We start from the raw sequence: 24,979 nt of genomic DNA, 5'->3' as shown, positions 1-24,979 counted from the left end.
GGGTCGCCCGCGGGCGCCAGAGCGCCTTCGATCACCGGCGTTGTCGCGCGAGCAGGGCGAACGTTGCGAGGCCTGCCATCGCCAGCGATCCCGGCTCCGGTGTGAAACTCACCGAGTTCGCGCTGCCCGGGGTCATCGTGAACAGCGGGTTGAAGTTGCCGACAACCAAGTCTGATGCGTTCAACGCCCGGCCTCCGGTCGTCCCGACGACCCAAGGGCCGTCGTCCAGCGTGTCGTCGTCGGTCGTGAAGGCGTCGAAGGCAAACTCACCGTCGGGTGCGAAGACGTACGCGTCGGGGTCGAATAGCCCGTTGTTTCCCGTGAACGTGGTCCCACCCAACGCGGCCGCGTAGGAGAACTCATCGCTCGTGCTCGCCTCGGTCCACCCAACGACCGAGACAACGCTGTCCCATGGCGTTGCATCGAGCACGCCGTCGTTGTCGGTGTCCAGGTCATCGCCGCCCGCTCCCGTAAACCCGGTGACGATCGCGTAGGTCGATGAACCGTTCTCGAGGTCGTCGCCGCCGCCGTCGTCATTGACAAACTCCACAGCGTTGATCGGCGTCGCGGGGTCGGCCGCGGGGTCCCAAGCGGTCAACCCGTCGGTGAAGAGGACCAAGCCGTTGGTCCCAGTCGAGTAGGGGCTAAGGTCGAGGGCGAAGTCGATCACTCCGGTGTTGCCGCCGTCGCCCTCGATGTAGAGGAACGTCAAGCCGGCCATCGCCTCAACGCCGCCCGTGGTGCTACGGAACTCGAGGAACTCGCGGTCGTCGTCGGCCGCGGTCAGATTACTGGAGTGATTGATCAGAATTTCGTTGATTAGAATCGCCGCGTCGGCGGGGGCCAACGACCCCAGCAAGAAAGCCGCGACAACAATCCGAGAAACAGTCACTGGGTCTCTCCTTCCGGGCGCCGAGCGCTACCCGTTCAAACAATGATGAGAAATCGAAGATGAGGAAGGCGGCCCTCCCAATCGACGAAATCGCTTGGGAAACCCCCGGCAGCAGAGCGCAACATAGGCTGCGCCACCCGCTGCGTCAAGCGTTTCCCGGGTGCGGAAACCCCGCGACTTGAGGTAACAGTTTCCCGGGCAGCGGCCATTCGCGTTCGCGCGTCGGTGAGCTCGTCGTCGCGAACAGTCCAAGCTAGAACGTGGCAAAAGTCCACGAGCAAACCGCTGTCACTACGGCGACGCCGATCAGGTTGAGCACGAAACCCTCGGTGGCCATCGTTCGCATCCCGACACAGCCTGTGCCGAACACCACCGCGTTGGGCGGTGTCGCTACTGGTAGCATGAACGCGAAGCTGGCGCTGAGCGTCGCGGGGACCATCAGCACCCGGGGATCGACACCCGCCCCGTGAGCGACCGCCGCCAGAAACGGCATGAGAAGGGTCGCTGTTGCGGTGTTGCTCGTCACCTCCGTGAGGAACGTGACGACCATGCACACCATAGCGATTAGCACGGGAACGGGCGTGCCCGCGACCGAAGAGAGCGACTCGCCGATGGCATTGCTCAGGCCCGAAGATGTAAAAGCCGTCGCGATGGCGATCCCCCCGCCGTAGAGGATCAAGATGCCCCAGGGGATACGCACGGCGGTCTCCCAATCGAGTAGCCTCTCGCCCCTGCCGTTGGGGATCAGGAACATCGCGACGGCGGCCAGCAACGCGACGCTCGCGTCGTTCGCTTGGAGGAGTGAGGCCCAGCCACTCCACCCACCGAAAGGCTCCTTCCTTGTGATCCAGAGTACCGTCGTGACCGCGAACACGGTCAGGGTGCGCAACTCCTCGGACCGCCACTCCCCGGCGCTGGGCAGCTCGATCGGCGAGGACTTACCGAGGTTGCGCGTCAACCAGAGCATTGCCAGAGGACCCATCACGATCGCGACCGGGAGAGACCACGACATCCACTCCAAGAAAGTCGGCTCGCTCCCTGCGACGCTTCGGTACACCTGCATGAAGACGAGGTTCGGGGGCGTGCCGATAGGCGTCCCGATCCCGCCGATGCTCGCCGCATACGCGATGCCCAGCATCAGCGCCGTCTGCAGCTTTCTGTCGTCGGTTTGCTCAATCACCGCGAGCGCGATCGGCAGCAGCATTAGCGTGGTCGCCATGTTCGAGATCCACATGCTCAGGACGCCCGCCGCGAGCATGAACCCACCAACCAGCCAGCGGCCGTTCGACGCCCCGAACAGTGAAACCATGCTCAAGGCGGTCCGGCGGTGGGCCCCGCTGCGTTCCATCGCCGTGGAGAGTAGGAAGCCGCCGAGGAAGAGCAGCACGAGGGGATTCCCATAGGCTTGCCCCACTTCTGCTGGGGTGAGCACCCCGACCAGCGGGAACAACGCGATCGGGATGAGAGAGGTCGCGGGAATCGGCACGGGTTCGGACACCCACCAGACGGCGCACAGCACCACAACCGCCGCCGTCCAGGCGGCCGCCGCTCCCAGGCCGCTGAGGGACGCCGCCCATGCCGCAGCCGCTCCGAGCAGCGGCCCGACGATCAGCATCGTCCGATCCATTCCGAGCTCATTCTGGGAAGAGATGCCGCACGGCGTGGGATGCCATGTGCGTGTTGCTGTGGCCAACCCCGTTCACGACCTCGAGGCGCCACGCAAACGGAGCCCCGAGGCGATCCGACTCGACGAGCGCGGACCGGAAGAAGCCCAACCCCCGGGCGAACACGTTGGGGCCCTGCTCCAGCGCTTCGGGGCCGTTGCTCAACGGGTGCTTCCGAGGGCCGGTATCTCGATCTCCCAGCAGTACGACCAGGGGGCGAGAGAACCACGCCCGGAGATCGCCATCCGAAACGGCGGCGCCGCCCACGCCGAACGGGTAGGCGTTGTCCGGAACGGGGTAGGTGCAAAACGCCGGATTCGCGGCGACCGCTCGATCGACCCTGGCGTTCGGCACCTTCAACAGGAACCGGTGAACGAACCCGCCGCCAGCCGAGTGCCCGTAGATAGAGTAAGACCGACTCCGGAGCCCGAAACGGAGCCGGAACCCGTCGAAGAGCGGCTCGATCGCGGAAAACAGCCACTCATGTTGAGGTCGCAACCGTCCCGTGGCGTCGACGACGCCTCCGGCGTTGTAGTCGTACTCGGTCGGAAAGTGCTCGTGCGTGGCGCCCGGCGTGACCACGACGAATCCGTTGGCGACCGCCAGGTCGATCCACTCGTCGCGGTACTCGGCGGTGTTACGACGTGCGCCGGGGATGACAATCAGGATCGGAGAGTCGGGCGTTGAGTCTGCCGGGACACAATACTCGACGCGGAGCGGGACCCCGGCGGGTGTTTTCGTGTCGTAGCCGCCGATCGGCCCCGTTTCGAAGGGCCTAACCACAACCGCGCCGCCCTCGGCGCCCAGCGAGATTGCCGGAGCGCTTGCGACTGCAAGCAGGACTGCCCACAAGGCCGATCGGTCGAGTCGCTTCGTTACGCCGATCCCAGTCATAGCGGGGTGTAGCAGACGGTGTTGGACAGCAAGATCATCACGAAGATGAGGCAGGTCGTCATCGGCCCGAGGTAGATGCGCCCCGTCATGCGAAAGAACCAGCGGTGGAAGAACGGCAGGACAAACATGATCGGCGCCACGGCGAAGAGGAGGTTCACGTAGAGCCAGCCGTCTCTCCAGAAGACCGTCCCGGTTGCCGCGAAAACGGTGTACTGGATCGCCAGGATCGAAAAGAGGCCGAGCGAGTTCGCGACTCCCGCCAGCAGTGTGCTACGCCACTCCGACTCGCCTTCAAAACGCATCGCGCCGTTGACCCGCAACGAGTTGGAGAGGAAGAACACGAAGAAGATCGGCGCGTACATTGCCAACAGCAAGAACATCACCGGCTGGAAGACCCGCGCCCCGAAGAAGACAAAACGGTAGTCGACGTGCAGGAAGTAGTAGATGGCAAACAACTGCGCGAAGAAGAAAGCGAACAAGCAAGTCGCCAGCGTGAGCGACTTGCCGAGTTCAGCGAAGGTCGTGCCGGCGCCCCACGTGGCGACGCGAGCGCCGCGGTGATGGCCAAACCACCGGTGCGTTAGGAGCATCGCCATGAATCCAAACACCCCGTTCAGCACCGCCCAGAGCATGACCGCGTTGTTCATCCGTTGGGGGAAGAACCAGGTCGCCTCGCGGTCCGACGCCGCGGCGAACAGGGATTGGGACCAGTAAGCCAACGGGATATAGCTGAAGCAGGCGACCGCCGCGGACAACGCCAAGACCCCCCAGAAAACCGATCGCCCCGCGCCGCCGGGCCGCGGCGACGGCGGCGGGCACGGGCGCACGAGCGACCCGAAGAACGGCGTCCGCAGTAATAGTCGGGCGAGTGGGACCAGCGTGGAGAACGCCGCGACAGCGGCGATTAGCGTCATCAGCTCTTTCCACCACCAAACCTGATCGCGGGGCAAGAGGCTCGGCGTCAGGTCGAAAACCCGCTCGAAGTAGGCGAGTTGATTCGCCGTGGCGCCAACGTCGTAAGGTTGGAAAGGATGGATAAGCCGTTCATTATGCATCACCCGCAGCGTCCCGTCGGCGGCGTCGCCGTAGTATCGGCCAATCTCGACCTCTTTCACGCGTCCGCCGTCTGGCAGGGCCGAGTTGATGAGTCTCAGCGCTTCGGGGGCACGCCGCATGTCTCCATCGCCGAGTTCGTTGCGGTAGGCGCCCTCGTCGTAGAACGCGTAGCTGGCGCCCATATTGCAGCGAACTGGCTTCAGCACCCTCTCCGTTAGCGTCAGGACATATCCCGACACGAAGACCGATTGCAATTTGCACGGCTTGCCTTGCTTCGCAGCCAACCTTCCGAAGTAGTTGGCGCCACGGATCGCGGCATTGCCGCCGGCCGAGTGGCCCGTCGCCGCGATACGCCGCTTATCGACGTAGTTGAGGTTGGGAGTGTCATGCGCGTAGTGGACGACGGCGAACATCCCGTAGCCCTCGGTCGTGGCTGCGCGTCGGCTGAGCGAGGAACTCGACGCGCCCTGGGCGTACGGGTCGATTGCGATCACAACGACGCCACGCCGCGATAGCTCGATCGACAGGTTCGAGAGGGTCTCTTTTGACCGCTGGAACCCGGGAACGACCACCACGAGGGGCGCAGGGTTCTCTTTGGTCGCGCTACTTGGCTTGAACAGATCAGCGACAACCCACTGGCCATTCTCGGTCGGAATGGTGAGCGATCGCACGCTGACCCGTCCCCAACTCGACTGGACGCCGGACGCCACGATGCTCGCGCCGACCGCGACCCCCAACCCAACGGCGAGACGCCACCAGTCCCGGGTGGGCGATGAGTCCGCGGGCACTAGCCCCGGGGGACCGGCATCGGATAGACCCTTCAAGAAGAGATGCCTCGCTATTCTGGCTCACCGCGGCTCTGCCCAGTCGGCCGGGCCCCCGCCTAGTAACGTATCCAACGGGGCGTGCGAACGCCAGTTGGCCTCTAGCCACTCCGCGAGGGCCGGCGGGAGCGCCGCTGCACGTCCCATCGCAGAATTGTCGGAGTCCGACCGGACCGAATGAGGCGGCCTGGCGACGAATTCGCGTCGGCTGGACCAAAACCGCTCAGTTCGCCATCCGCCGAACACGCAGAGGTCTTGGCCAAGCTTGGACACCGCTGCGAGTTGGTGGACCCGTCATCTGCGGCCGGTTGAGGCAGCCGACGCCGCATGGGCAATCTGCGAAGCGTCCGAAATTAGCTGCACCGCTGCGACTATGCCGTACACCGAAGGTGGTGAGAAATATCACTTCTCAGCACCTTCGGCGGCTGTAAAGAAACCAGCCCGGAGCGTGACAGTACTCTTTTGAGTCTAAGCCGGTCGTAATCGCAAGTCTGGTCGTATGGCTAAAGGCCGTCGATATCGACCATCTTGCCGTCTTCGCGATTGGCCAGTTTCGCGAGGACACCGAGTTCGGTGTCGTCGCTGACGAATCGGATGGACCCGTCAGCTAGCGCGAACTGGCAGCCGCCCGGGTGGTAGCTGCCGAACCCACCGACAGCGAGCGGGTTGTTCGAGTCGCCTCCCCGTGGGATGTAGGGGTCATCGCTTTGTTCGGCGTCATCCACCGGAGCTTCGTCGCCCGACTCTTCCTCGAGGCCCTCATCACCTCCGAAGTCGTCACCGCCACTGCCGTCGTAGGTTTGGTAATTTGCCGCTGATTCCCACCAAGGTGGAAGCGAGCCGCCGCCCCAGCGATCGGCTTCCTTGCCGCCGTTCTCGTTGATGGGGACGCCAACATTGCGCAGCGTTGCGGGCGTTCCGCTCATCCAACCGAGATCGGTCAAGCCGTCAGTGATCTTCTCTCCCAGCAGCAGTGTGTAGCCGGCGCCGTCCAGCATCTCTTCGAATCGGATGCGGCTGTTGAGGTACAAGAGGCCCGTATTGGTCTCCGCGATAGGCGCCTCGGCGTCATGATGGACCCCCGCGTAACTCGAGTAGGGGTAATTGTCCGCGGGCGTGCTAGGGCATCGCAAGAGCTGAATCCCCGACTGCCGCACCGCGTTGTTCAACCGATGGTAGGCGCCTACCTCAAGGTCCATCGCGCGGTAACGCACCTGCTCGCCCATGTAGGGGAGGATCCGCACGATCCAACTCTTGTGATCGCCTTCGGGCAGATTGCGGATCGGTCCGGTCGGATTGGTCGAGCCGCTGGGAAATCTCTCGAAGGCCGCCTCGAAGTTGTGCACGCCGATCGTCACCTGCCGTAAGTTGTTCTGGCAGGACGATCGTCGGGCGGCTTCGCGAGCCGCTTGGACTGCTGGTAGCAGCAACGCGACCAAGATGCCGATGATCGCGATCACTACGAGCAGTTCGACTAGGGTGAAGCCCAACGACCTTCGCAGGGAGCGACGTAGTAGTGCGGACATGGCGACTCGTTTCTTGTTGAAGGTGAACCGCAGTTCAAAAGCGGTGCGATACCGTGTGGCGGACAGGAGAATCGGCGATGGGGGACAACGCGACCTGGGCGATGACACGCTGCGCGTCGCCACTATCGGTCGCGTCGATGGTGATCTGCACTTCCGCGCCGTATTCTTGACCAAGCTGGACGGCGCTAACCTGCCAAACTTCGCCGACGTAATCGGGCTCGGCGTACAATCGAGCGACTGCGCGGGCGACGGCGGCCTCGGCAAGCCGCTCGGCTTGCCGTTGCTTAAGCTCAAGCCGCGCCTGACGACGCCCCTGAAGAACGCTCGTTGTCCAGCCCGTTGCGAGGGCGGCCGTGACCACGAGCAGCACGAGGACCGCGATCATGACGAACCCGGGCCGCTGGGCGAGCTTCGAACGACGTTGCTGTCTCATTCCGAGTCCCTCGCGATCCGAAGACGGGCGTTACGATTCAGTTCCGCGACGAGAGTTCTAAAGACCGGCTTAGCTTCGCCGTCAGTTGGCTGTGACCGGTAGAAGTTCAGCTCGAGGACTCCCTCATCGTCCAGCCGATCACTCGACACGGACCATCCCACGTCGGTAGGTAGTCGAAAGTAGGCTGACTTTCCGTCCGAACGTCTCTCCCATCGGCCCGCCTGAGGGATGTAAGTGATGCTCTCTCCGTTCGGCAAAGTAAGGCTCAGCGTAGGCGCTTCGAAGCGAGCTTCTTCGGCGGCTCGGACATCGGTCCGGAGGCGCGCGGCGAGGCGCTCGAGGTCGCCTAACTCCGCGCTGACTCTATCGAATCGGCGATCAACGCGGGCGAGGCTTGCGAGCCCGTTGCCCACCAGTCCGAACGCGATGGTAACCAGGAAGATGACGACGACGAGTTCGACGACGCTGGTGCTGCCGCGACGGCGAGATTGGACGGTGCGTATCATGGCTCGACCCCCTCTAGGGGATAGACCCAAGTCGTCAAGCTTCGGCGAAGGGGTTCGGCTGCTGGCGTTGGTTGCCAAGTGAGAACGAATTGCAGGCGTTTGCCGGTGGTTGGAGTGGCTTCCTCTGCTACCTCGGCGGATAGGGTCCATCGATGCAGCCTCGCTACGGCATGCGGCGATGGCTGGATGTCGGCTAACCTCTCGGCAGTGATGTCGCTCCAGTCGAGTGCGACGGCGAGTTCCATTGCATTGTCGAGCGTTTCGGCGGCGAGCCGCTCTTGCGTCGTCAGACGCCACTGGCGGTCGATTGTCTGAGTCGTGCGGCTGATCACAACCAGGGCGATGCCCAACGCCGCCAGCCCCGCGACGCACTCCAAGAGGAGCGACCCCTTGCGGCTTCGCGACGTGTGATCTCTGGAGTGATGGAACATCAAGCGAGTCCGTTGATTAGCTTGACGAGCGGCACGAACAGCGCGATGCAAATCCAACCGACAATGAGACCGAACAAGACTATCGCAAGTGTGAACACGATCTGTTGCCACGCCTCCCATCGAAACGCGGCCTTGGCGACGCGACGGTCGGCTATGGACCGCAATGCCCAGGCGGTGTTGCCGGCTGATTGAGCAGCCCGCAGTAGGTCTCTTTCAACCGGATCGATTAAGTCCGCCCGTTCGAGTGAAATCAACCAGTCGGCGCCACCATCTATCTCGTCGTGGCATTGGCGGAGACGATGGGCGATGAAGCGAATGGGGTACCTCGGCGTACCTTGCGCGAACCGTTTGATCGCATCGGGTAGCGGCATTCGGCATTCTATCACCTTCGCCAAGAGCCGCAGGACATCGGCCCGACGCCAAGCACTAAAGAGGTAGTCGGTTAACAGTCCTAAGGCGGGTAGGTCGACTGCGTAGCAGAGCATGACGACCACGACGAGAAGTCCGACGAGAACCAGCGTCAACGAAATGAGACTGACCAATAACTCGGCGAACGGAAACTGATATAGTCCAAACAGTGAAAGGCTGATTGCTGGCAGTTCTAACCCGATATCGACGAAGATCTCTTCGAAGATCGCTTCGAAGGACGGGACGATCGCCACGAAGATGCAGGTCAGGATGCCGATCATCAGCAAGGTCACCCATGCCAGATAGCTGAAGCGGCGGGTGAGGCCCCACACTTGCGAGCGTTGATCCTCTACCGGCTCAAGACCCGCCACGACCGAGATCGGCAGTCCCCCGTCGGCCGCCAAGGCGGCGTAGGCCTGCGCCATCGGCGGGAACGCTCTTGCGTTCTTGCCGATAGCGACGGGCAACTCCGTTCCCTTCGCAAGGTCCTTGACGAATCGCCGCAGGCGTCGGCGGACCGGCCCGCGAAAACGTTCGAGGCGCCCTTGCAAAGCGGGCCCAACGGGGAGGTTGGCGGCCATCGCTCGGGTGACGATCGACCACGCTTCTTGACGCATTTGCGATCGCTTCGCCAGCGTCATCTCGAGCCCTGAGTACCACACGACAAACACGGGGACGACCCCCCAAAACAGCGACAACACCGCGAGCACGCAAGCAAGCGGGATCAGCAGCAACCAGCTGATGACGCGGAATAGCGAGTACACTGGGTCCCGCCGTTCGGGACCGCGTGCTCCGTACGTAAGGCACAGCAGGAACCGGATCGCCAAGCCGATGGCGAGCGTTGCGAAAACGATGGTTAGCGGATTGATGTCCAAAGCAGCCGGCGATTCAGGAAAGCCCTTCGATCAACTTGACCATCGGCAAGAAGATCGCGTGGACGAACAGCATGAGAAACCCACCCACTAGCAAGATCATGAGGGGGGGAAGCGTGGAAGAGAGAAATTCCAGTTGTCGTCGTGCGTGGGCCGAATAGTTCGACGCAGCTGACTCCAAGGCGTCGGGCAGGACACTGCTTTCTTCGCCCTCTCGGATTTGCCCGACCAAATCCCTTTCGAAGTGACGCGACGCACTCATCGCATCGGCGAGACTTTTGCCTTCGTCGCAACGTCGCGCGACTTGCTGCGCCGCCGTGGCTAGATTTTGATCGACCAATCCCGCCGCGACGCAACGCAACGATTCGCCCAGCGGAAGACGCGCCTTGGTGTAGGCCGCCAGCATTCTGGCGAGCGAAGCATGGCCTTCGTAGGTCCACAGAGGACCAATAAAGGGCAAGCTGCCAACGAACCAATGCACGTAGCGAGCCAACCCCGGCGTCATTGCCATCACGAAGAGTCCGGCTACTGTCAGCCCGATAAGTAAGATGGTGAGCGGAGCCCAGCGGCCAAACCAGAAGAAGAACTCGGTAGCCGCCGGGAGCTGGAGCCCGAAACTGCCGTACATCGAGGCGAATTCAGGGACAAGAACCCAAGATGAAAAGAGGACGACCCCCACCAGCATCGTCGATACGAGCAGCGGGTAGGTGAAGATCGCAAACAGACGGCTCCGTAATTGGCGTTCACTGGTGACGACGTTCGACAAGGCCGGCAGCACCGTTGATAGATCCCCACCCGCTTCAGCGACCATCTGCAATTGCTTGCGGAGGCTCGTCGGAAAGCGCGGTGAAACCTCCGCGAGGGCGGCTTTCAGCGAGCGGCCGCCATCGAGCTCATCGGCAAGCAATTCAATCGCAACGCCCACACGGCCGCCACGCTCTTCCCCGAGTGCGCGCAGCATCGCGGGCAGCGGCAACTGCCACTCGGTTCCCAACGCGATCTGAGCGGCGGGCGTCACCCGGGCGCCGTCGTTGGCGGGTCGATCGATCGAGGTGTCTTCAGACGGAAACACACGGGGCCTTCGTAGAGGGGCCGATGCCGAACGTTAAAACCACCCCGCCATCTCTTTCAACGATTGGATGTACGGCCAGAGCATTAATACCGCGTAGATTACTACCGCGCTTCCACCAAGAACAGCTGAAGAGATTACTGGCAGCATAACGGCGGTGGTGTCGGCCGCCAACGAAGCTCGCTCTTCGTAAGACGAGGCGGCTTGGTCGATCGCCTCGCTTAAGACGGCGGCGTCTCCTTGCATCGCCACGGCCGAGCGAACAAGGGGTGGCAGCTGCTTCAACGCATCGCCTTCGTCGCTAACCGCGTTTCCTTGACGGATCGCCTCGGCGAGCCGTTTAGAAGGCCCTACATACCGTGGCCATCCTGTCGCCTCGGCGGCGAGCTCTAACGCGACCGGCAAGGATGTTCGTTGCTTTAACATCAGTGTCAGCAGTCGGCAGTAGGTGGAGGCTGCCGTCAGCCTGAGGACGTTCCGCACGCCGGGCAGATTGGCGGCGGAGCCCAATGGCGCCGCCAATACTCCTCCATCGGGACCACCTCGCGCCACAACCCACAGCACTAACGCGCCTAAGAGGAGGGGCACGCCGTAGAGGAATGCCCCCATCACCACGCGCCGCGACTCGGCGTCGGGATTGCCGCTAGGCGACGCGGTGATCCAGTCGTACTCGGGCAGCAACGATTGGCTAGCGAACAGCAAGAGAGTCCACGCGGCGACGGCCACGAACACCGGGTAGACGGCCGCCATTACACAAGTGCGCCGCAGTTGCAGCGAGCGTGTCAGCGCATCGCTCAGTTCTTGCAACGCCGCGGGTAATTGGCCGCAAGCCTCACCGGCTCGCACCAACGCGGCGTAATAGCGGGGTAGAGCGCCGTCGGCCTCAATTGCCTCGCCGAGAGTCTGACCCGATTGGATCCTCTCTCCCAGCCGGGTCGTTATCGAGTCGGCGCCCTTCAACATGCCGGCGGCTTGCGTAAGCGTCGGGGCGAGCGGCAGCCCACCTCGTGTGAGAGCTAAAATCTCTGCGTTCACTGCGATCAGCTCTTCGAGAGTCGCGCGCTTCGGCATCATTGCTATCCCGCTCCACCAGACAAGGACAACGCCGGGCTACGCGCCAGCGCGTTCGTTCCACCCTAATACGCGATCGACCTCGAGCTGATCCGTGACCCCGGCAGAGACGAGGTCGGCGGCCTGCGAACGTAGGCAAGCGACTTGGCGATCTTGGAGTTCCTTCGCGAACTGTACCCGATCGTATCCGGGATGAATTGAGTCAGCGAGTGTCGATGTCGTGAGGTCGACCGCTTCGGCAACGACGACACGTCCCCGGTACCCAATCCCTCCGCAGGCCTGGCAATTACTGTGTGTCGCGGCACGCCGGCACTCGGTGCAGAGTCGACGGAGCAAACGCTGGGCGACGATTGCCCGAGTCGCGGACCGAATCATGTACGCCGGCGCTCCCATGTCGAGCAGCCGGGTGATGGCCGTCGCCGCATCGTTGGCGTGGAAGGTCGTGACTACCAACTGTCCGGTAACCGCCGCTTGAAAAGCGATGTGCGCCGTCTCGGAATCGCGGATCTCGCCGACATAGATGACTTCCGGGTCTTGCCGGACAATTGCCCGAAGGCCGGCATGCATGTCGAAGCCTGCATGGGGATTGGCCTGCGATTGTGCGACGCCGGGCACAATCACCTCGACGGGGTCTTCGAGCGAGACCACACTCCGACCGCCAGCCGACTGCTCGCGGATCGTACGCAAACTAGCGTAAGCCGTCGTCGTTTTCCCGGCGCCAGACGGACCGACAAACAGCACCGCCCCGCTCGTTTGAGCCAGAGATCGCTCAAGGACTCGCGCTACGTCCACCGGCATCCCCATACCACTCAGCGTCGCAAGTTCCCCGGCGTCTTCCGACATGACTCGCGCGACGATTCGCTCGCCGAAAACCGTCGGCAGTGTGCTGAGGCGCATCGGTCTGCCCAGCCCTTCGAGGCGGAGGCGTCCTTCTTGCGGCTTGTTGGTTTCATACGTCAACAGACCAGACAGCACCTTCAATCGCGACACGATATTCGGGCCGATCGAAGGCGGAAATGTCACGATCGTTTGCATGACGCCGTCGATCCGCCACTCGGCTACAAGCCCCTCGGGCGTTGGCGTCAGGTGCAGGTCACTCGCCCCTTTCGAGAGAGTCTGCTCGAGCAAGACTTGGACGAGTTCCGGCGCATTCGAGGGCCATGTCATAGCGTTAGGCCGATTCTCGAATGGCGTGGGGCAACAGATGGATGGCGATGAGCAACCTGCGAAGGTCGGCCGTTTCCTAGCCGCACTCATTCTAAGAAAGATGGCATTCTAAGAGACGTCGCGACCCTTCTCCACCCTTTCACGGCGCCGATTCAGCCAAGTTGCAGGCCCAGAAATGTCGGCGAACGAGCAACGCCGGCTCGCCGAACGGAGGTTCGACTCACCGGGGAAGCTAGTGAGCGTCGTCCGTATACTACTTACCGGTTTTCGACATCCGCCAAACCTGCGGAGTTTTGATCGTTCTCAGCAGTTTTGACTATCCCCTTAGCCCGCGTCGGTGGACATTGCTTCCTTCTGAATTCGGCTCGGGCCAAGTTGCCGAAGTTGGACCACCACCAGCGGCTCAGCCAGACCGCGAAGTCGCAGCGGTCTACCTTCGGCGATGGCACCTCAGCAGGTTCGTCGCTCGATTTGAGCACCGCGGGTGAGGCAACCTCGGCAGCTACGCACTCAATGCAAATCACAGCTGCCAAGGTCGCGCAGTGCGACCTAGCCGCCCGTTGAACTATCGGGTTCAAGCGGCGATCGCGAATGGAGCGGTGTCGATTCTTCGATTGTTTGCTGTTTTCTGTGGGCAACGCCACGGCGGCGGTAGGAGGGCGATGAGCCGCCGCGTGGCGATCTGGGCGAGCCACGCAAGCGCAGCAAGCGGCCTGGGCTTCTGCAGGCCCCTTGGCGTGCCCATGCCCAGCAGCCGACGCATCACCAGGCCCAGGTTCCGCGTCATCGCCGACGTGAGCAGCCGCTTGCGGACCTTCTCGATGCCGTGCAGCCACGTGCGTCGCGAGCCGCCCGTCTCACAAACGTGGGCGAACGATCGTTCGGCCCGCTCCGATCGCAATCGCTGCAGCCGCTTGTTCTTGGCGGTCTTCGTTCTTCGACGGTTGGCCCTCACCGCCTGCTGCTGCTCGAAGGGCTTCTCGCTCAGCCGCGACTTGCCCCGTTGTTTCGGCTCCGGGATGTAGGTGCGGAAGTTGAGTGAATTGACCAACTCCAACTGCGCGGCCGAGTGCCTGTGTTTTCTGGGAGTGGCCTTTGTCAGCCACCACCTCTTCGATCTCCTGGTCGCTCTTGGCTTGCTTCGTGTTCTCGACCGCCTCCATCACGCTGTCGGCCAGCGTCTGTTGGTCGCTGTGGTCGGCGTGGTAAACCTCCGCCGCGAGGATCAACTCCGTGTCGATATCCACCACGTGCTCGGCCTTGTAGGCCAGGTGCGTCCGGCCGTCCTTCAGCTTCGCGATCCGAGCGTCGGGGTCGGTCGGGCTGAACCACTCCTCGTTCGAGACCCGCTTGTTCTTACGCTGCTTGTCGAACCGGCGGAGGTCCTCGTCGCTCGGCTCATCGTCCTCCTCGCTCAGCCCCTCTTCCTGCATCAGCCGCCGGAGGTACTCCTTCCAGTCCTCACCCGAGTCTCTGCGGACGATGCTCTTCATCGCCGCGTCCGCCTCGAGCGTCGTCGAGTCGACCGCCACCGTCTTCCCCTTCAGCAGGCCCTGCTCCTTCGCCAGGGCGAGCACGAACTGGAATACCCGCGTGTGAATCTCGATCGAAAGGCGGTCGCGGATCCGCGTCAGCGAGGAATGGTCCGGCGTGCTCTCGGTCAGCGGCACGCCCAAGAACCCCCGCAGCGACAGGCTGTCCGCGCACCGCCAGGCGATGCCCCGCTGCGACCCGATCCCTTCGAAGTACCCCACCACCAGCATCCGGAAGTAGACCCCCGGCGGGACCGACGGCCGGCCGCCTCGCGACGGGTCGGCGTAGCACGGCTCGCAGAGACCCTCGACGAACGTGTCGAAGCCCGCCTCGCCGAGCAGCCCGTTCAGCTTCCGGTAGAAGACGTGCCCCTCGCTCTTCGGCAACCGGTCCGCCGTCACAAACAGCTCGGCCTGCTGCTCTCGACCTCGTCGTCGCATCCCCATCGCTGACCTCCTGGCGTTCAATTCTTCGGCGACGCGAGTCTAGCGCCTTCATGCGGCGGATGGAGGCGGTTTTTCAACGGGCAGCTAGGGACTGTCCCTTCGGCCTCGTCGCCAGTTGCTTGGCGAAGCCACGTCGGGGGCGAAGATCGGATGCGACGCCACACTACAGGACACCGTTCATGTCTTGGCGCTCACTCGCCAAACGATTCCGAAGCTTTCTCGATTGCTATTCGCCCGCGTGCAGATACAATAATGGAATCTACATTAGGGCGGGGTCTTCACAAGCCGGAGTCGATCGGATGTCAGCCGTGGTCGTCTTGCGGGAAAACTTCGCCGCGGACCGGCAGGGTAGGACGTTCTCCGATGTCTTGAACGACCCCGCACAACCGCTCGACGAGGTGCTGGCTTTCTTCAGCGATGGTGACCGCCAACGAAGGATGGAGGAGTCGGAGGTGCATCACGACCGCGCAGCTCTCGCCGGGGTGATCCGCGAGTTTGAGGCGCACCCCTCGATCGACGCCTACTTCGCAGCTGTTCACCCCGTCGAAACGAAACGCTTGCGACAAGCGGTTGGTGTCATCGTAAGGATGATCATGGAGCAGCGAGGCTGGCAGAAGACCGGTCGCAAGGGATCGATGGGGGTTCGCGCGCCAGCCGCTGAGGGTCAGCCGTTGCACAATACAGGCGGGTTGGCTTTCTGGTTTGTCCGTGCTGAGCGTTATGAGCTTGCCGAAGGAATGCCCTTCGCGTCCGTGTCACAGCGCTGCAAGCGAATGGCGGATACTTCCAAAGCGAAGCCGTCGAAGCGAAGCTAGACAAAGAGAGCAACCAACGAAGGCCGACAATCCAAGGGATAGCTCGTCGCAAGACGGAGATTACTCGTGTCTTGTCGTTGTTGACGGAGTGGAGTCGGCACTCGCCCTGCTCGCCTCACTCAGTTCAGAGTTTGTCTTCAAGACGAGCGAGCCGATTATCTCCGGCTCGGCGCCGGGAAGTGTCAGCTTCCGGGTGGCTTACGGCCCGGGCATCACGGACCGTCGCCTGGGAGGCTTGTTGTCCGCCTATCCAGGCGCACGACTAGGGATTGTCCAGTAACCAGCCAAGGAGGGACGGGTGCTAGTTTTAAGCAGACGAACCGATGAGCTGATCCGGATCGGCGATCACATCCTGCTGAGGGTGCTCGGCGTAAAGGGTTCGGTCGTTCGATTGGGGATCGACGCCCCGGCAGATCTTCCGATCCTACGCGGCGAGCTGCTGGCCTGCGAACCGGCAATCTATCCCGGTTCGGTCACCGTGCCAGTGCCGAAGCGCCGAGAAGTCGCTCAGGACGAATCCATTGGAGCCACATGACGATCCTCCAGGCGACCGTGTTGGCGCCGCGCTACGTGCTCATCGACGACAACGCACGACCTAAGGGCCCGCTCTGCCGGGACTACGCGGGGAAAGCGTGCGTGGCGGTCTACGGTTTCACCGATCGATCCGCGTACGAAGCCTTCCGCCTTGGCGCTGAGGCTCTGTCGCGGCCGTACCCGCTAGTCGCCGGCTACCTCGGTCGCGTTTTCGACCAGGCCCAATTCAGCCTCATCGTCACCAACCCGGTTGGTCCGGATGAGCCGTTCCTCAACGCGGTCGATGCCGAGGGCGTGCCCTCCGGGGCCGCTGAGGAAAGCCCTCCGGCCACGCAGCGGTACTGTTTATCGCGTGTCACCGGGACGAACGAATACGAAGTAGCACGATCGAGTTCTCACGATGCGGGGTGAGTCGCCTCCAGGTTGTTCTCCAACAGCCGGCAACACACCCCATTCGAGGCAGCAAGCGGAGGGACGCATGAGCTGGGATCAAATCAAGCGGGAATGGGCGTTTGTTTGCCAACGGGTGCTGCTCACTTGGGGCAAGCTGAGCGAAGACGACCTCGCGTTTATTGGGGGAGATCGTGCTCGGTTCATCGACCTCTACGAGCAACGTTACGGAGGCGGCAAAGCGAGGGCGGGCGAACGCATCGACGAGTTCGCGATGAGACTTACTTCCCGGCCGCAGAATATGGATCGAGCCGCATGTCGGTGACCAGCGAATGCGTCAATCATCTTTTGTCGGCCTCGAACGAAGACGCCCATGCCGAGCCTCGTTCGCTCGTCTCCGATCTTCTCTCCTCTTCCGCGGCGACAATCAGAACAAAGGACCCTTCTCGGTGAGCAACAAGAAGCCAGAGCCCCTGATGAAGCCGCAGTCGCAGAAGAAGTGCCCGTTCTGTGGCCACGCTTCTTACTCGGCTGGCGGAGTCCATCCCCAGTGCAGCCGCGACCAAGCCGACAAGCAACGTCGGGAGCTACGCACCGTGGAGGTCGCCATCGTGCCCAGCACGGACGGGGAGCGTGCGGCCCAGCGGAATCGCTTCAACCTCTCGTACCAATCCGGTCGATGACCGACTCGAAGGCAAGACAGCGGGTGCTGAGCCCCGACGACCTGACTCCCCTCGATCGTGCTTTCCAGGTGATCGGCGTCTTCAACCCGGGCGCCACGCGTGTCGTAGATGAGACGATGCTCTTGGCGAGAGTTGCCGAGAGGCCCCTCCCGGATCAGCCGGGGTTTGTCGGGCTGCCGCGGGTTGGTCCCAGCGGGGCGGTGACGATCGATTGGGAGCCCGAGGCGGCGTTCGACCTCAGCGACCCGCGCGTCGTCCGCTCTAAGCACGACGGCGTGGCCCGTTTGACCTCGCTGTCTCATCTTCGTGTGTTCCGTCGCGGAGTCGGCGAGTCAGAGCCTTGGTCAGCGGGTTCGGTCTTCGTGCCGGAGTCTCCTGCCGAAGAGTACGGAGTCGAAGACCCGCGCATCACGACGATCGACGGAATCCACTGGATCACCTACGTCGCCGTTTCGCGGCACGGGGCGGCGACCGCCATCGCTTCGACCAGCGACTTCGTCCGGTTCGAGCGTCACGGGATCATCTTCCCGCCTGAGAACAAGGACGTCGTCTTGTTCCCTCGCAAGATCGCCGGCCAGTACGTCGCGCTGCATCGTCCAACGACGAAGACCGACTTCTGCCGCCCCGAGGTGTGGATCGCCCGATCGCCCGACCTGCTGCACTGGGGCGGGCACGAACCCCTGTTCCAGGGGATTAGCGGATGGGAGAGCGATCGAACCGGCGCTGGCGCGCCGCCGATCGAGTTGGACGAAGGTTGGTTGGTGATCTACCATGGGTGCGGTTCCTCGGAACGGCCCGGCGATGTTGGCGCCTACTGCGCGGGGGCCGTCTTGCTCGACCGAGACGACCCCACGCGTGTCTTGCGTCGGAGTCGTGAACCCCTCCTGCGACCAATCGCCGACTTCGAGCGTTCCGGGTTCGTGCCGAACGTGGTTTTCCCTACCGCCGTGATCGACCGCGAAACGGGGCTGACGATCTACTACGGGGCCGCGGACACCGCGGTCGGCGTTGTGGACACTTCACGCGACGCGGTGCTGGCTTCCCTTCACTAACGTGCGACCGCAAACCCCAACAAGGAGGCCCTGATGTCCGAGCCCGATATCAAGAAAGTCGCCTTCGTCGGCGATTACCCACCGCGTAAATGCGGCATCGCGACCTTCACGCACGACCTGAGCGGCGCCGTCGCGGAACTCGCGAACACCGAATGTCTTGTCGTGCCCGTGGACGACATCGAGGGGGGGTACGACTACCCGCCCAGCGTCCGGTTTCAGATCACCGAACAAGATCGGGAATCCTACCGACGCGCCGCGGACTTCCTCAATTTCAGCAGTGTGGATGTGGTCTCGCTCCAGCACGAGTTCGGGATCTACGGCGGCCCAGGGGGCGCTCACGTCTTGAGCTTTCTGCGTGACCTGAGGGTCCCGGTGGTCACGACACTGCACACGGTCCTTCCTGATCCCGACAAGACGCTTCGCCGAGTGATGGAGCAGCTGGTCGATCTCTCAACGCGCCTAGTCGTCATGACCGAGCGGAGTCGGCAGACGCTCCTTGAGCAGTACCGAGTCCCCGATGAGAAGATCGATCTGATCGTCCACGGCATCCCCGACCGTCCCTTCTCCGCCCCAGACTTCTACAAGGACCAATTCGACCTCGCGGGGAAACAGGTGGGGCTGACGTTTGGCTTGCTCTCGCCGAACAAGGGGATCGAGGTCGTCCTGAAGGCGTTGCCCGCCATCGTCCGGGAAGTCCCAAACTTCGTCTATGTCGTGCTTGGGGCGACCCACCCGAGCCTGCTCCGCAGCGAGGGGGAGTCTTATCGGATCGGCCTCGAACGGATGGCCAAGGAACTGGGCGTGCAGAAGAACGTTGTCTTCTACAACCGCTTTGTCGAACTCGAGGAGCTGACCAACTTCATCGGGGCGACGGATGTCTACATCACGCCCTACCTGAACGCCGCGCAGGCCGTCTCGGGTACGCTCGCCTACTCGTTCGGGTGCGGGCAGGCGGTGATCTCGACTCCGTATTGGCACGCCGAAGAGTTGCTCGCGGAGGGGCGGGGCGTATTGACCCCTTTCGGCGACTCGGCGGCAATCGCGCGCGAAGCGATCGGCCTGCTGCAAGACGAACCACGCCGACAAGCGATGCGGAAGAAGGCTTACGTCTTGGGCCGCGAAATGATCTGGAGCCACGTCGCCGGTCTTTACGCCGACTCGTTCCAACTCGCCAGGCACAGCCAGTCGGCACTGCCGAAGCCTCTGGCGATCAAGACGCTAGACGAACAGCCGCTGGCGCGCCCCAAGATCCGCCTCGACCACGTGCTGCGGATGACCGACTCGACCGGCATTTTCCAGCACGCCACCTTCTCGTTGCCCAACTTCCAAGAGGGCTACTGCACGGACGACAACGCCCGCGCGCTCATCCTCACGGTGCTTCTCGAGGACTTGGGGCATGATTCGATCGAGCTGCACCAGGCAGCCTCAAGCTACGCCGCGTTCCTCAACCACGCGTTCGACGAAGACCGCTGTCGTTTCCGGAACTTCATGGGCTTCGACCGGAAGTGGCTTGAGGTGGATGGCTCCGACGACTCGCAAGGACGCACTCTGTGGGCGCTCGGCGTCTGTGCCGGTCGATCACGGCGGAGGAGCTTCCAGTCGTGGTCGGTGCAGCTCTTCCAGAAAGCCCTGCCCGCCTGCGCGAAGACGACATCGCCGCGGACCTGGGCGTTGGCCCTGATCGGCATCCACGAATACCTCCGGCGACTCAGCGGCGACCGGCTCGTCGATCAGATGCGTGACACCCTCACCGACAAACTGATCGACCTGTACGAGCGGAGCGCGACCAACGACTGGCCCTGGTTCGAGAGCATCGCCTCCTACGCGAGCGCCAAGCTGTCCCACGCGCTGATCCTCAGCGGTCGGTGGAGCGCTAACGAGAAGGCGACGAGGATCGGCCTCGATTCGCTGCGTTGGCTGGTCGCCAAGCAGGTCTCTCCGGAGGGGAGGTTCCGGCCTATCGGCAGCAACGGATTCTGTCGCCGCGGGCAGCCTATCGCCGCCTACGACCAGCAGCCGATCGAGGCCCACGCGATGATCTCCGCGGCAATCGAGGCCTACAACGCCGAGGGGGATTCGTTCTGGGTCGACCAAGCACATCTCGCCTTCGACTGGTTCCTCTGCCGCAATGATCTCGGGCAGCCTCTCTACGACACGGGCACGGGGGGCTGTCACGACGGACTGCAAGAGGGCCGCGTCAACGAGAACCAGGGCGCCGAATCGACGCTGGCGTTTCTAATGTCGCTCGTTGAAATGGAGCAACTCGAGAACTCTCTGGCTATCAGCGCAGCACCGAATGCCGTCACGACGACGGCCGGCAAAATGACCAAGGAAGCCTTGCGGCTCGTCGATGCAGATTAAAAGAACCGGGATCGTCCTCTCGCCTAACAGCAAGCGGGTCGTCCTCCGCCCCTTTATCCCGTTCCCGGAGGAGCGGAAGCTGCGAATCATCGCGCGCCTGTCGGCGTTGCCGGAATCCGAAGTCGATCGGCTGATCGCCCAGGTGCTCGAAGAGTTTCACGGGCGTCACCAACGCCCACGGGACTTCCTGCTAGCGCGGTTTGAAAAGGTGCGGGAGTTTCTTATCACCGACGCCCCGTTGAGCGAGAACCGTCGGCTGCTGATCGGCGCGTACTTCACCCAGGAGTATGCCGTCGAGTCGGCGGCGCTCTTCAACCCATCGATCGTCTGGCATCCCGATCAATCGGGCTTGCCCGCGGGCTCACGCCGCTTCGTGCTCAGCCTACGGGCCACCGGCGAGGGACACCTCTCTTCGATCACATTCCGATCCGGGGTCATCGACGCCGAATGCACGATCACGGTCGATAAGCCGACACGCTTCGCGACCCCACCCGACGTCGTCCCCGACACCTGGTATCAAAAAGCCTTGTTTGTAAGAAAGCTAAACGAACTCGGTCTGGCGGGCTTGTTCACCAACCACGTAATGGGCCGGCTCGAAGAAGAGTTCTCCCTCGAGCAGCTGGGAAACGCCCTAAAGCTCACTGTCCGCGAGAATCGAACGCGACACCACGAGTTCGAAGCGGCATTCGACGGGATCATCACGCTCGCAAAGTCGAACTACGAGATCGTCTACCTCCCGGAAACCAAGCTGTCTGAGCGGCTCGTCTTCCCCTACAGCCCGACCGAGACCGCCGGGATCGAAGACGCCCGCTTCGTCCGCTTCCAGGAGGAGGACGGCTCGGTGCGATACTACGCCACCTACAGCGCCTACGACGGAAGAGTGGTGCTGCCGCAGCTGCTAGAGACCGAGGACTTCCTGCGATTCAAGATGCACACGCTGAATGGTCCCGCGATCGCCAATAAGGGCTTCGCGCTTTTCCCACGGCGCGTCAGCGGCCGCTACACGATGCTCTCCCGGCAGGACGGCGAAAACCTTTTCGTGATGACCTCCGACAACCTCTACTTCTGGCACGCCAAGCAGATCGTCGTAAAGCCGACCTTCCCTTGGGAGTACGTGCAGGTTGGCAACTGCGGCTCGCCGATCGAGACAGAGGCGGGTTGGCTCGTGCTGAGTCACGGGGTCGGGCCGATGCGGAAATACTGCATCGGAGCCTTCATGCTCGCACTTGACGACCCGACTCGAGTGATCGGGCGCCTGTCACAACCGCTCGTCACGCCCGATGAGAACGAGCGCGAGGGCTACGTCCCGAACGTCGTTTACAGCTGCGGCGCCGTCGTCCACGAAGGGCGCCTAGTTCTCCCCTATGCCATGTCCGACTACGCCTCGACATTCGCAACCGTTGGGATGGACGAGTTGCTCGCGGCGATGGAGCCAGTCTGACGCCGCCCGACAACCGCGAGAGCAGTCAGCGCGTCGATCGCCCGGAGTCGCCGTGAATTTGGCGCTACGCGGACAAAGCCCGCTTAGCGACAGAGGGCGTCGGCGTCGCTGTGGCACAATACCATGCAACGAGGGCGTTCCATGACTCGCGAATGCGCACCGACCAGATCAAGCAACCGACGCGAGTCTGGATGGTTCTAAAGTCCAGTCGGCTGGACCATCACGAGCGACGTCTGCCTAGGCCAAACTCTCTGAGGTCTTGCCCGTGATAAGGCACCTCTGCGCTTCGGCGGGATGGCGTCAAGCGGGCGATCAGGCAGCCGACCGCGGATGGAGGCATCGAGGGAACTTCCTGTTGCTGCATGGCTGCGATCGGCGCGTCGTGCCTGACGCGAACGACGCGCAGTCGGGATCGCGTGTACCTCGTGAGAACCCCCCGAAAGCCGGTCTCGCCCGAGCGCTCGCCGTCTTGTCATTCCTCGCCCTGGCGGAGGCGGTAGCTCGTGCTGCGGCCTCGACCCGGATTCGGGACCAGCACGCCCCGCTCCACGAGCTCGCGGATGTCGCGGAGCGCCGTGTCGGCCGAGCACTTCGCCAGCCTGGCGTATTTCGACGTGCTCAAGAAGCCCTCGAAGCCGTCGAGCATCCGGTTGATGACGGCGCGTTGCCGTTCGTTGACCGGGCGGTCTTGAAGGCTTTGCCAGAGGCGGGCTTTGTTGAGCACGGCGGCGAGGCGTCCGTCGCTGTTGTCGATCGTGCGGCTGAGGCAGCCGACGAACCAGGCCAGCCAGCCCGTGACGTCAAGGTCGCCGCGCTGCGCCAGTTCCAACTGCCGGTAGTAATCCTTGCGTTCGGCCTCGATCTGCGACGACATGCTGTAGAAGCGGTCCCTTGAGCCATCGGCGCGGGCCAGCGACATGTCGGCGATTGCGCGGGCGATGCGGCCGTTGCCGTCCTCGAAGGGGTGGATCGTCACAAACCAAAAGTGAGCCAGGGCGGCCTTCAGAACGGGATCGTTCACCTGTGAGCTATTGAACCAAGCCAGGAATTGGTCCATCTCTTCAGCCAGACGGTCTGCCGTTGGCGCCTGAAAGTGAACCCGTTCTTTTCCTATCGCCCCCGAAACGACCTGCATCGGGCCCGCCTCGTCGGTGCGCCACTTCCCGACGTCGATCTTGTGGATGCCGCTGTGGCCGGTCGGGAAGAGCGCCGCGTGCCAGCCGTAAAGGCGCTCGGCCGTGAGCGGCTCTTGGAACTGCTGCGTGGCGTCGAGCATCATCTCGACCACGCCATCGACGCTGCGGCTCGGCTGCGGCAGGCCCGCTACGTCGAGGCCCAGCTTGCGGGCGATCGAGGAGCGGACTTCATGGGGGTCGAGCTGCTCGCCTTCGATCGCCGAAGAGTTCACGACGTCGGCCGTTAGCACGACGAGGCTCGCCTCGTTCCGCAGGTCGAAGCCGAGCGTCTCCATCCTGCCGAGCAGCCGCCCTTGCTGATGACGCACTTCAGCCAGCGGGGCCGCCAGCTCGTCGTTGTCCCAGGTCAGCTGGGGCCAGTCGGGTTGTTCATGGATATAAGGCATCTATTCACCGCTTCTCCTGCGGTGATTATAGCACCTATTCGCCGCACGGCGCAAGGCTGGGCGGAGACCGCCCCAGAAAACGCGGGATTATCGCTGCAACACCACCCAAGCCGCCGCCCCGATCATCGCCGTCGGCGCCCGGCAGCGGCGTTTGGTTTGTGCTTGCCCGCTGTCTGCCGGCCGACCTCCCTTCACGCGGCGCTTGGCAGACGAGCACCTCACCTTCGGGAGCAGCTCGGGCCGCACTCTTTGCTTGCGCCCGGGATCGTTCTCGTGATCGTCCGGGCAGTTCCGCGGCCCAAGACGGGGTCGAGGGGGGCGTCCCTCCTCTCACTCATCGTCAGCTAGCGACTTGCATAGGCCGGGGTTTGTGCGAAGCGTCCGTCTCGTGTGTTCGGTTCGTCGCTCTTTTCGCTTTTCAAGTCAGATTGGCTAGCGCTATCCTGCCCCCCGCAGCGGTCGAGTCAAACGCCAAAAACAATCTCTCAAGGCGCTGCGCTAGAGATTCTTTGGTGGTCCCTCCGGGCAGACGTTGGACACGCCCGCTTTGCGGTGGACAAAGCGGATGCGTAGGTCAACTAACATGAAAAGGAGAAAGACCATGACGAACCCAACTGCAACCACCAACGAACCTGTCGCCCGCCTCAAGGACGGCCTCTTGCAGATCGCCATCTGGAAGAACGAGAGCGAGAACGGCCGCGGCTTCTACTCGACCTCGGCGGTCCAGCGAAGCTACAAGGACGACGCCGGGAACTACCACGAGACCACCTCTCTGAGTGGGACCCAGCTGATCCAAGCGGCACGGCTTTACGGCCTAGCTTACGACAAGGTCCGTGAGCTCGAAGAAGCCGACTACCTGGCGAGCAAACCCTAGCCCCGCCTACTCCCTAAGAGCCGCCTGGAAACGGGCGGCTCTTCTCTTCTGTTGGTAGTCGTTGGGAAATCGCTGCGCTGATACGCGATTCGCGACTGGTCGACGGGACAGTTCGTCAACGCTACTGAGTATCGCCAATTCTTCGTTCGAGTTCTTGCTTCCGCGCTTCAGTGAGCGTCGGCCAAGCCCTCAGAATTGTGCCGATGCGTGCCAATTCCTGCTCATCGGTGACCTGCGAGTGCAGCCATAGTGCAGCCGCGCACAACGGGCATCGCTCTAAGTCGTTCTCGCTCAAGCCACTTGCGTCGAAAGAAACAGGGGTTCGATTCCCGCCGCTGGCCTTCCCCCGATCTATGTACCACCTGCGATGAGAGAATCGGGATTGTTGAACTCTACTCCGCTGGCCCTCCGTAGCGGAGGGGCCTGCTGAGGCGTAGCCGAAGCAGGCCCTGGAG

24 protein-coding genes are annotated in these 24,979 nt (G+C 62.9%); 9 read left to right on the top strand and 15 right to left on the bottom strand.

Features of this window, described 5'->3' with window-relative positions:
• Window positions 1–31: 31 nt before the first annotated feature.
• From Pla111_RS14935 to Pla111_RS14870, 14 genes are all read right to left on the bottom strand, one after another.
• A complete protein-coding gene (locus Pla111_RS14935) occupies window positions 32–892 on the bottom strand; it encodes a PEP-CTERM sorting domain-containing protein (protein ID WP_146575256.1) in 861 nt (286 codons plus the stop codon).
• 253 nt (window positions 893–1,145) lie between these two features.
• Entirely contained in the window at window positions 1,146–2,519 is a 1,374-nt protein-coding gene (locus Pla111_RS14930; RefSeq protein WP_146575255.1) for an SLC13 family permease, read from the bottom strand.
• 7 nt (window positions 2,520–2,526) lie between these two features.
• On the bottom strand, window positions 2,527–3,450 hold the full coding sequence (locus tag Pla111_RS14925; protein WP_146575254.1) for an alpha/beta hydrolase: 924 nt from the start codon (window positions 3,448–3,450) through the stop codon (window positions 2,527–2,529).
• Window positions 3,447–5,330, bottom strand: a complete 1,884-nt coding sequence (locus Pla111_RS14920; RefSeq protein WP_197525066.1) for an alpha/beta hydrolase family protein — start codon at window positions 5,328–5,330, stop codon at window positions 3,447–3,449. Before Pla111_RS14920 ends, Pla111_RS14925 begins: the two co-directional genes overlap by 4 nt.
• A 503-nt stretch (window positions 5,331–5,833) precedes the next feature.
• Window positions 5,834–6,856, bottom strand: a complete 1,023-nt coding sequence (locus Pla111_RS14915) for a DUF1559 domain-containing protein (protein ID WP_146575253.1) — start codon at window positions 6,854–6,856, stop codon at window positions 5,834–5,836.
• 34 nt (window positions 6,857–6,890) lie between these two features.
• On the bottom strand, window positions 6,891–7,289 hold the full coding sequence (locus Pla111_RS14910; RefSeq protein ID WP_146575252.1) for a hypothetical protein: 399 nt from the start codon (window positions 7,287–7,289) through the stop codon (window positions 6,891–6,893).
• The gene (locus Pla111_RS14905) at window positions 7,286–7,795 is read right to left on the bottom strand and encodes a hypothetical protein (RefSeq protein ID WP_146575251.1); all 510 of its coding nucleotides are present in this window, start codon (window positions 7,793–7,795) and stop codon (window positions 7,286–7,288) included. The genes Pla111_RS14910 and Pla111_RS14905 overlap by 4 nt, the downstream gene beginning before the upstream one ends.
• Window positions 7,792–8,226 (bottom strand): hypothetical protein, encoded by a 435-nt coding sequence (locus Pla111_RS14900; RefSeq protein ID WP_146575250.1) that lies wholly within the window; start codon window positions 8,224–8,226, stop codon window positions 7,792–7,794. Before Pla111_RS14900 ends, Pla111_RS14905 begins: the two co-directional genes overlap by 4 nt.
• Window positions 8,226–9,275, bottom strand: coding sequence for a type II secretion system F family protein (locus Pla111_RS14895; protein WP_146575249.1), 1,050 nt, complete (start codon window positions 9,273–9,275; stop codon window positions 8,226–8,228). Before Pla111_RS14895 ends, Pla111_RS14900 begins: the two co-directional genes overlap by 1 nt.
• Before the next feature lie 247 nt (window positions 9,276–9,522).
• Complete coding sequence (locus tag Pla111_RS14890) at window positions 9,523–10,524, bottom strand: type II secretion system F family protein (protein ID WP_261342126.1); 1,002 nt, start codon at window positions 10,522–10,524, stop codon at window positions 9,523–9,525.
• An 87-nt stretch (window positions 10,525–10,611) separates the two neighbouring features.
• Window positions 10,612–11,649 carry a type II secretion system F family protein gene (locus tag Pla111_RS14885; RefSeq protein ID WP_146575247.1) on the bottom strand — a complete coding sequence of 346 codons (1,038 nt, stop codon included), beginning with the start codon at window positions 11,647–11,649 and terminating at the stop codon, window positions 10,612–10,614.
• A 36-nt stretch (window positions 11,650–11,685) separates the two neighbouring features.
• On the bottom strand, window positions 11,686–12,813 hold the full coding sequence (locus Pla111_RS14880) for a GspE/PulE family protein (RefSeq protein ID WP_197525065.1): 1,128 nt from the start codon (window positions 12,811–12,813) through the stop codon (window positions 11,686–11,688).
• 574 nt (window positions 12,814–13,387) lie between these two features.
• The gene (locus Pla111_RS17700) at window positions 13,388–13,768 is read right to left on the bottom strand and encodes a transposase (RefSeq protein WP_146575245.1); all 381 of its coding nucleotides are present in this window, start codon (window positions 13,766–13,768) and stop codon (window positions 13,388–13,390) included.
• Entirely contained in the window at window positions 13,671–14,786 is a 1,116-nt protein-coding gene (locus Pla111_RS14870; protein ID WP_197525064.1) for a transposase, read from the bottom strand. The genes Pla111_RS17700 and Pla111_RS14870 overlap by 98 nt, the downstream gene beginning before the upstream one ends.
• 305 nt (window positions 14,787–15,091) lie before the next feature.
• On the opposite strand from Pla111_RS14870, the gene Pla111_RS14865 reads away from it, so the two are divergent.
• The 8 genes from Pla111_RS14865 (at window position 15,092) to Pla111_RS14830 (ending at window position 22,068) form a co-directional block, all read left to right on the top strand.
• Window positions 15,092–15,607 carry a hypothetical protein gene (locus Pla111_RS14865; RefSeq protein ID WP_146575243.1) on the top strand — a complete coding sequence of 172 codons (516 nt, stop codon included), beginning with the start codon at window positions 15,092–15,094 and terminating at the stop codon, window positions 15,605–15,607.
• 298 nt (window positions 15,608–15,905) lie between these two features.
• Window positions 15,906–16,142 (top strand): carbon storage regulator, encoded by a 237-nt coding sequence (locus Pla111_RS14860; RefSeq protein WP_146575242.1) that lies wholly within the window; start codon window positions 15,906–15,908, stop codon window positions 16,140–16,142.
• Window positions 16,139–16,552 carry a hypothetical protein gene (locus tag Pla111_RS14855; protein ID WP_146575241.1) on the top strand — a complete coding sequence of 138 codons (414 nt, stop codon included), beginning with the start codon at window positions 16,139–16,141 and terminating at the stop codon, window positions 16,550–16,552. Before Pla111_RS14860 ends, Pla111_RS14855 begins: the two co-directional genes overlap by 4 nt.
• Before the next feature lie 67 nt (window positions 16,553–16,619).
• Complete coding sequence (locus tag Pla111_RS14850) at window positions 16,620–16,856, top strand: CsbD family protein (protein ID WP_146575240.1); 237 nt, start codon at window positions 16,620–16,622, stop codon at window positions 16,854–16,856.
• Window positions 16,857–16,980: 124 nt separating this feature from the next.
• On the top strand, window positions 16,981–17,214 hold the full coding sequence (locus Pla111_RS14845; protein WP_146575239.1) for a hypothetical protein: 234 nt from the start codon (window positions 16,981–16,983) through the stop codon (window positions 17,212–17,214).
• Window positions 17,211–18,266, top strand: a complete 1,056-nt coding sequence (locus Pla111_RS14840) for a glycoside hydrolase family 130 protein (protein ID WP_146575238.1) — start codon at window positions 17,211–17,213, stop codon at window positions 18,264–18,266. The genes Pla111_RS14845 and Pla111_RS14840 overlap by 4 nt, the downstream gene beginning before the upstream one ends.
• 33 nt (window positions 18,267–18,299) lie before the next feature.
• Window positions 18,300–20,627: a glycosyltransferase family 4 protein gene (locus Pla111_RS14835; protein ID WP_146575237.1), complete on the top strand. Its 2,328-nt coding sequence runs from the start codon at window positions 18,300–18,302 to the stop codon at window positions 20,625–20,627.
• Complete coding sequence (locus Pla111_RS14830; RefSeq protein ID WP_146575236.1) at window positions 20,617–22,068, top strand: glycoside hydrolase family 130 protein; 1,452 nt, start codon at window positions 20,617–20,619, stop codon at window positions 22,066–22,068. Before Pla111_RS14835 ends, Pla111_RS14830 begins: the two co-directional genes overlap by 11 nt.
• Before the next feature lie 472 nt (window positions 22,069–22,540).
• Here Pla111_RS14830 and Pla111_RS14825 read toward each other — a convergent pair whose 3' ends face one another.
• Window positions 22,541–23,650, bottom strand: coding sequence for a Fic family protein (locus tag Pla111_RS14825; protein WP_146575235.1), 1,110 nt, complete (start codon window positions 23,648–23,650; stop codon window positions 22,541–22,543).
• Window positions 23,651–24,251: 601 nt separating this feature from the next.
• On the opposite strand from Pla111_RS14825, the gene Pla111_RS14820 reads away from it, so the two are divergent.
• Window positions 24,252–24,524 (top strand): hypothetical protein, encoded by a 273-nt coding sequence (locus tag Pla111_RS14820; RefSeq protein ID WP_146575234.1) that lies wholly within the window; start codon window positions 24,252–24,254, stop codon window positions 24,522–24,524.
• The last annotated feature ends 455 nt before the right edge of the window (window positions 24,525–24,979 follow it).

This window comes from Botrimarina hoheduenensis (genome assembly GCF_007859815.1).
Taxonomy (GTDB): domain Bacteria; phylum Planctomycetota; class Planctomycetia; order Pirellulales; family Lacipirellulaceae; genus Botrimarina; species Botrimarina hoheduenensis.
Note: the sequence above shows the minus strand (reverse complement) of the source record. Positions and strands in the feature narration are given on the sequence as shown.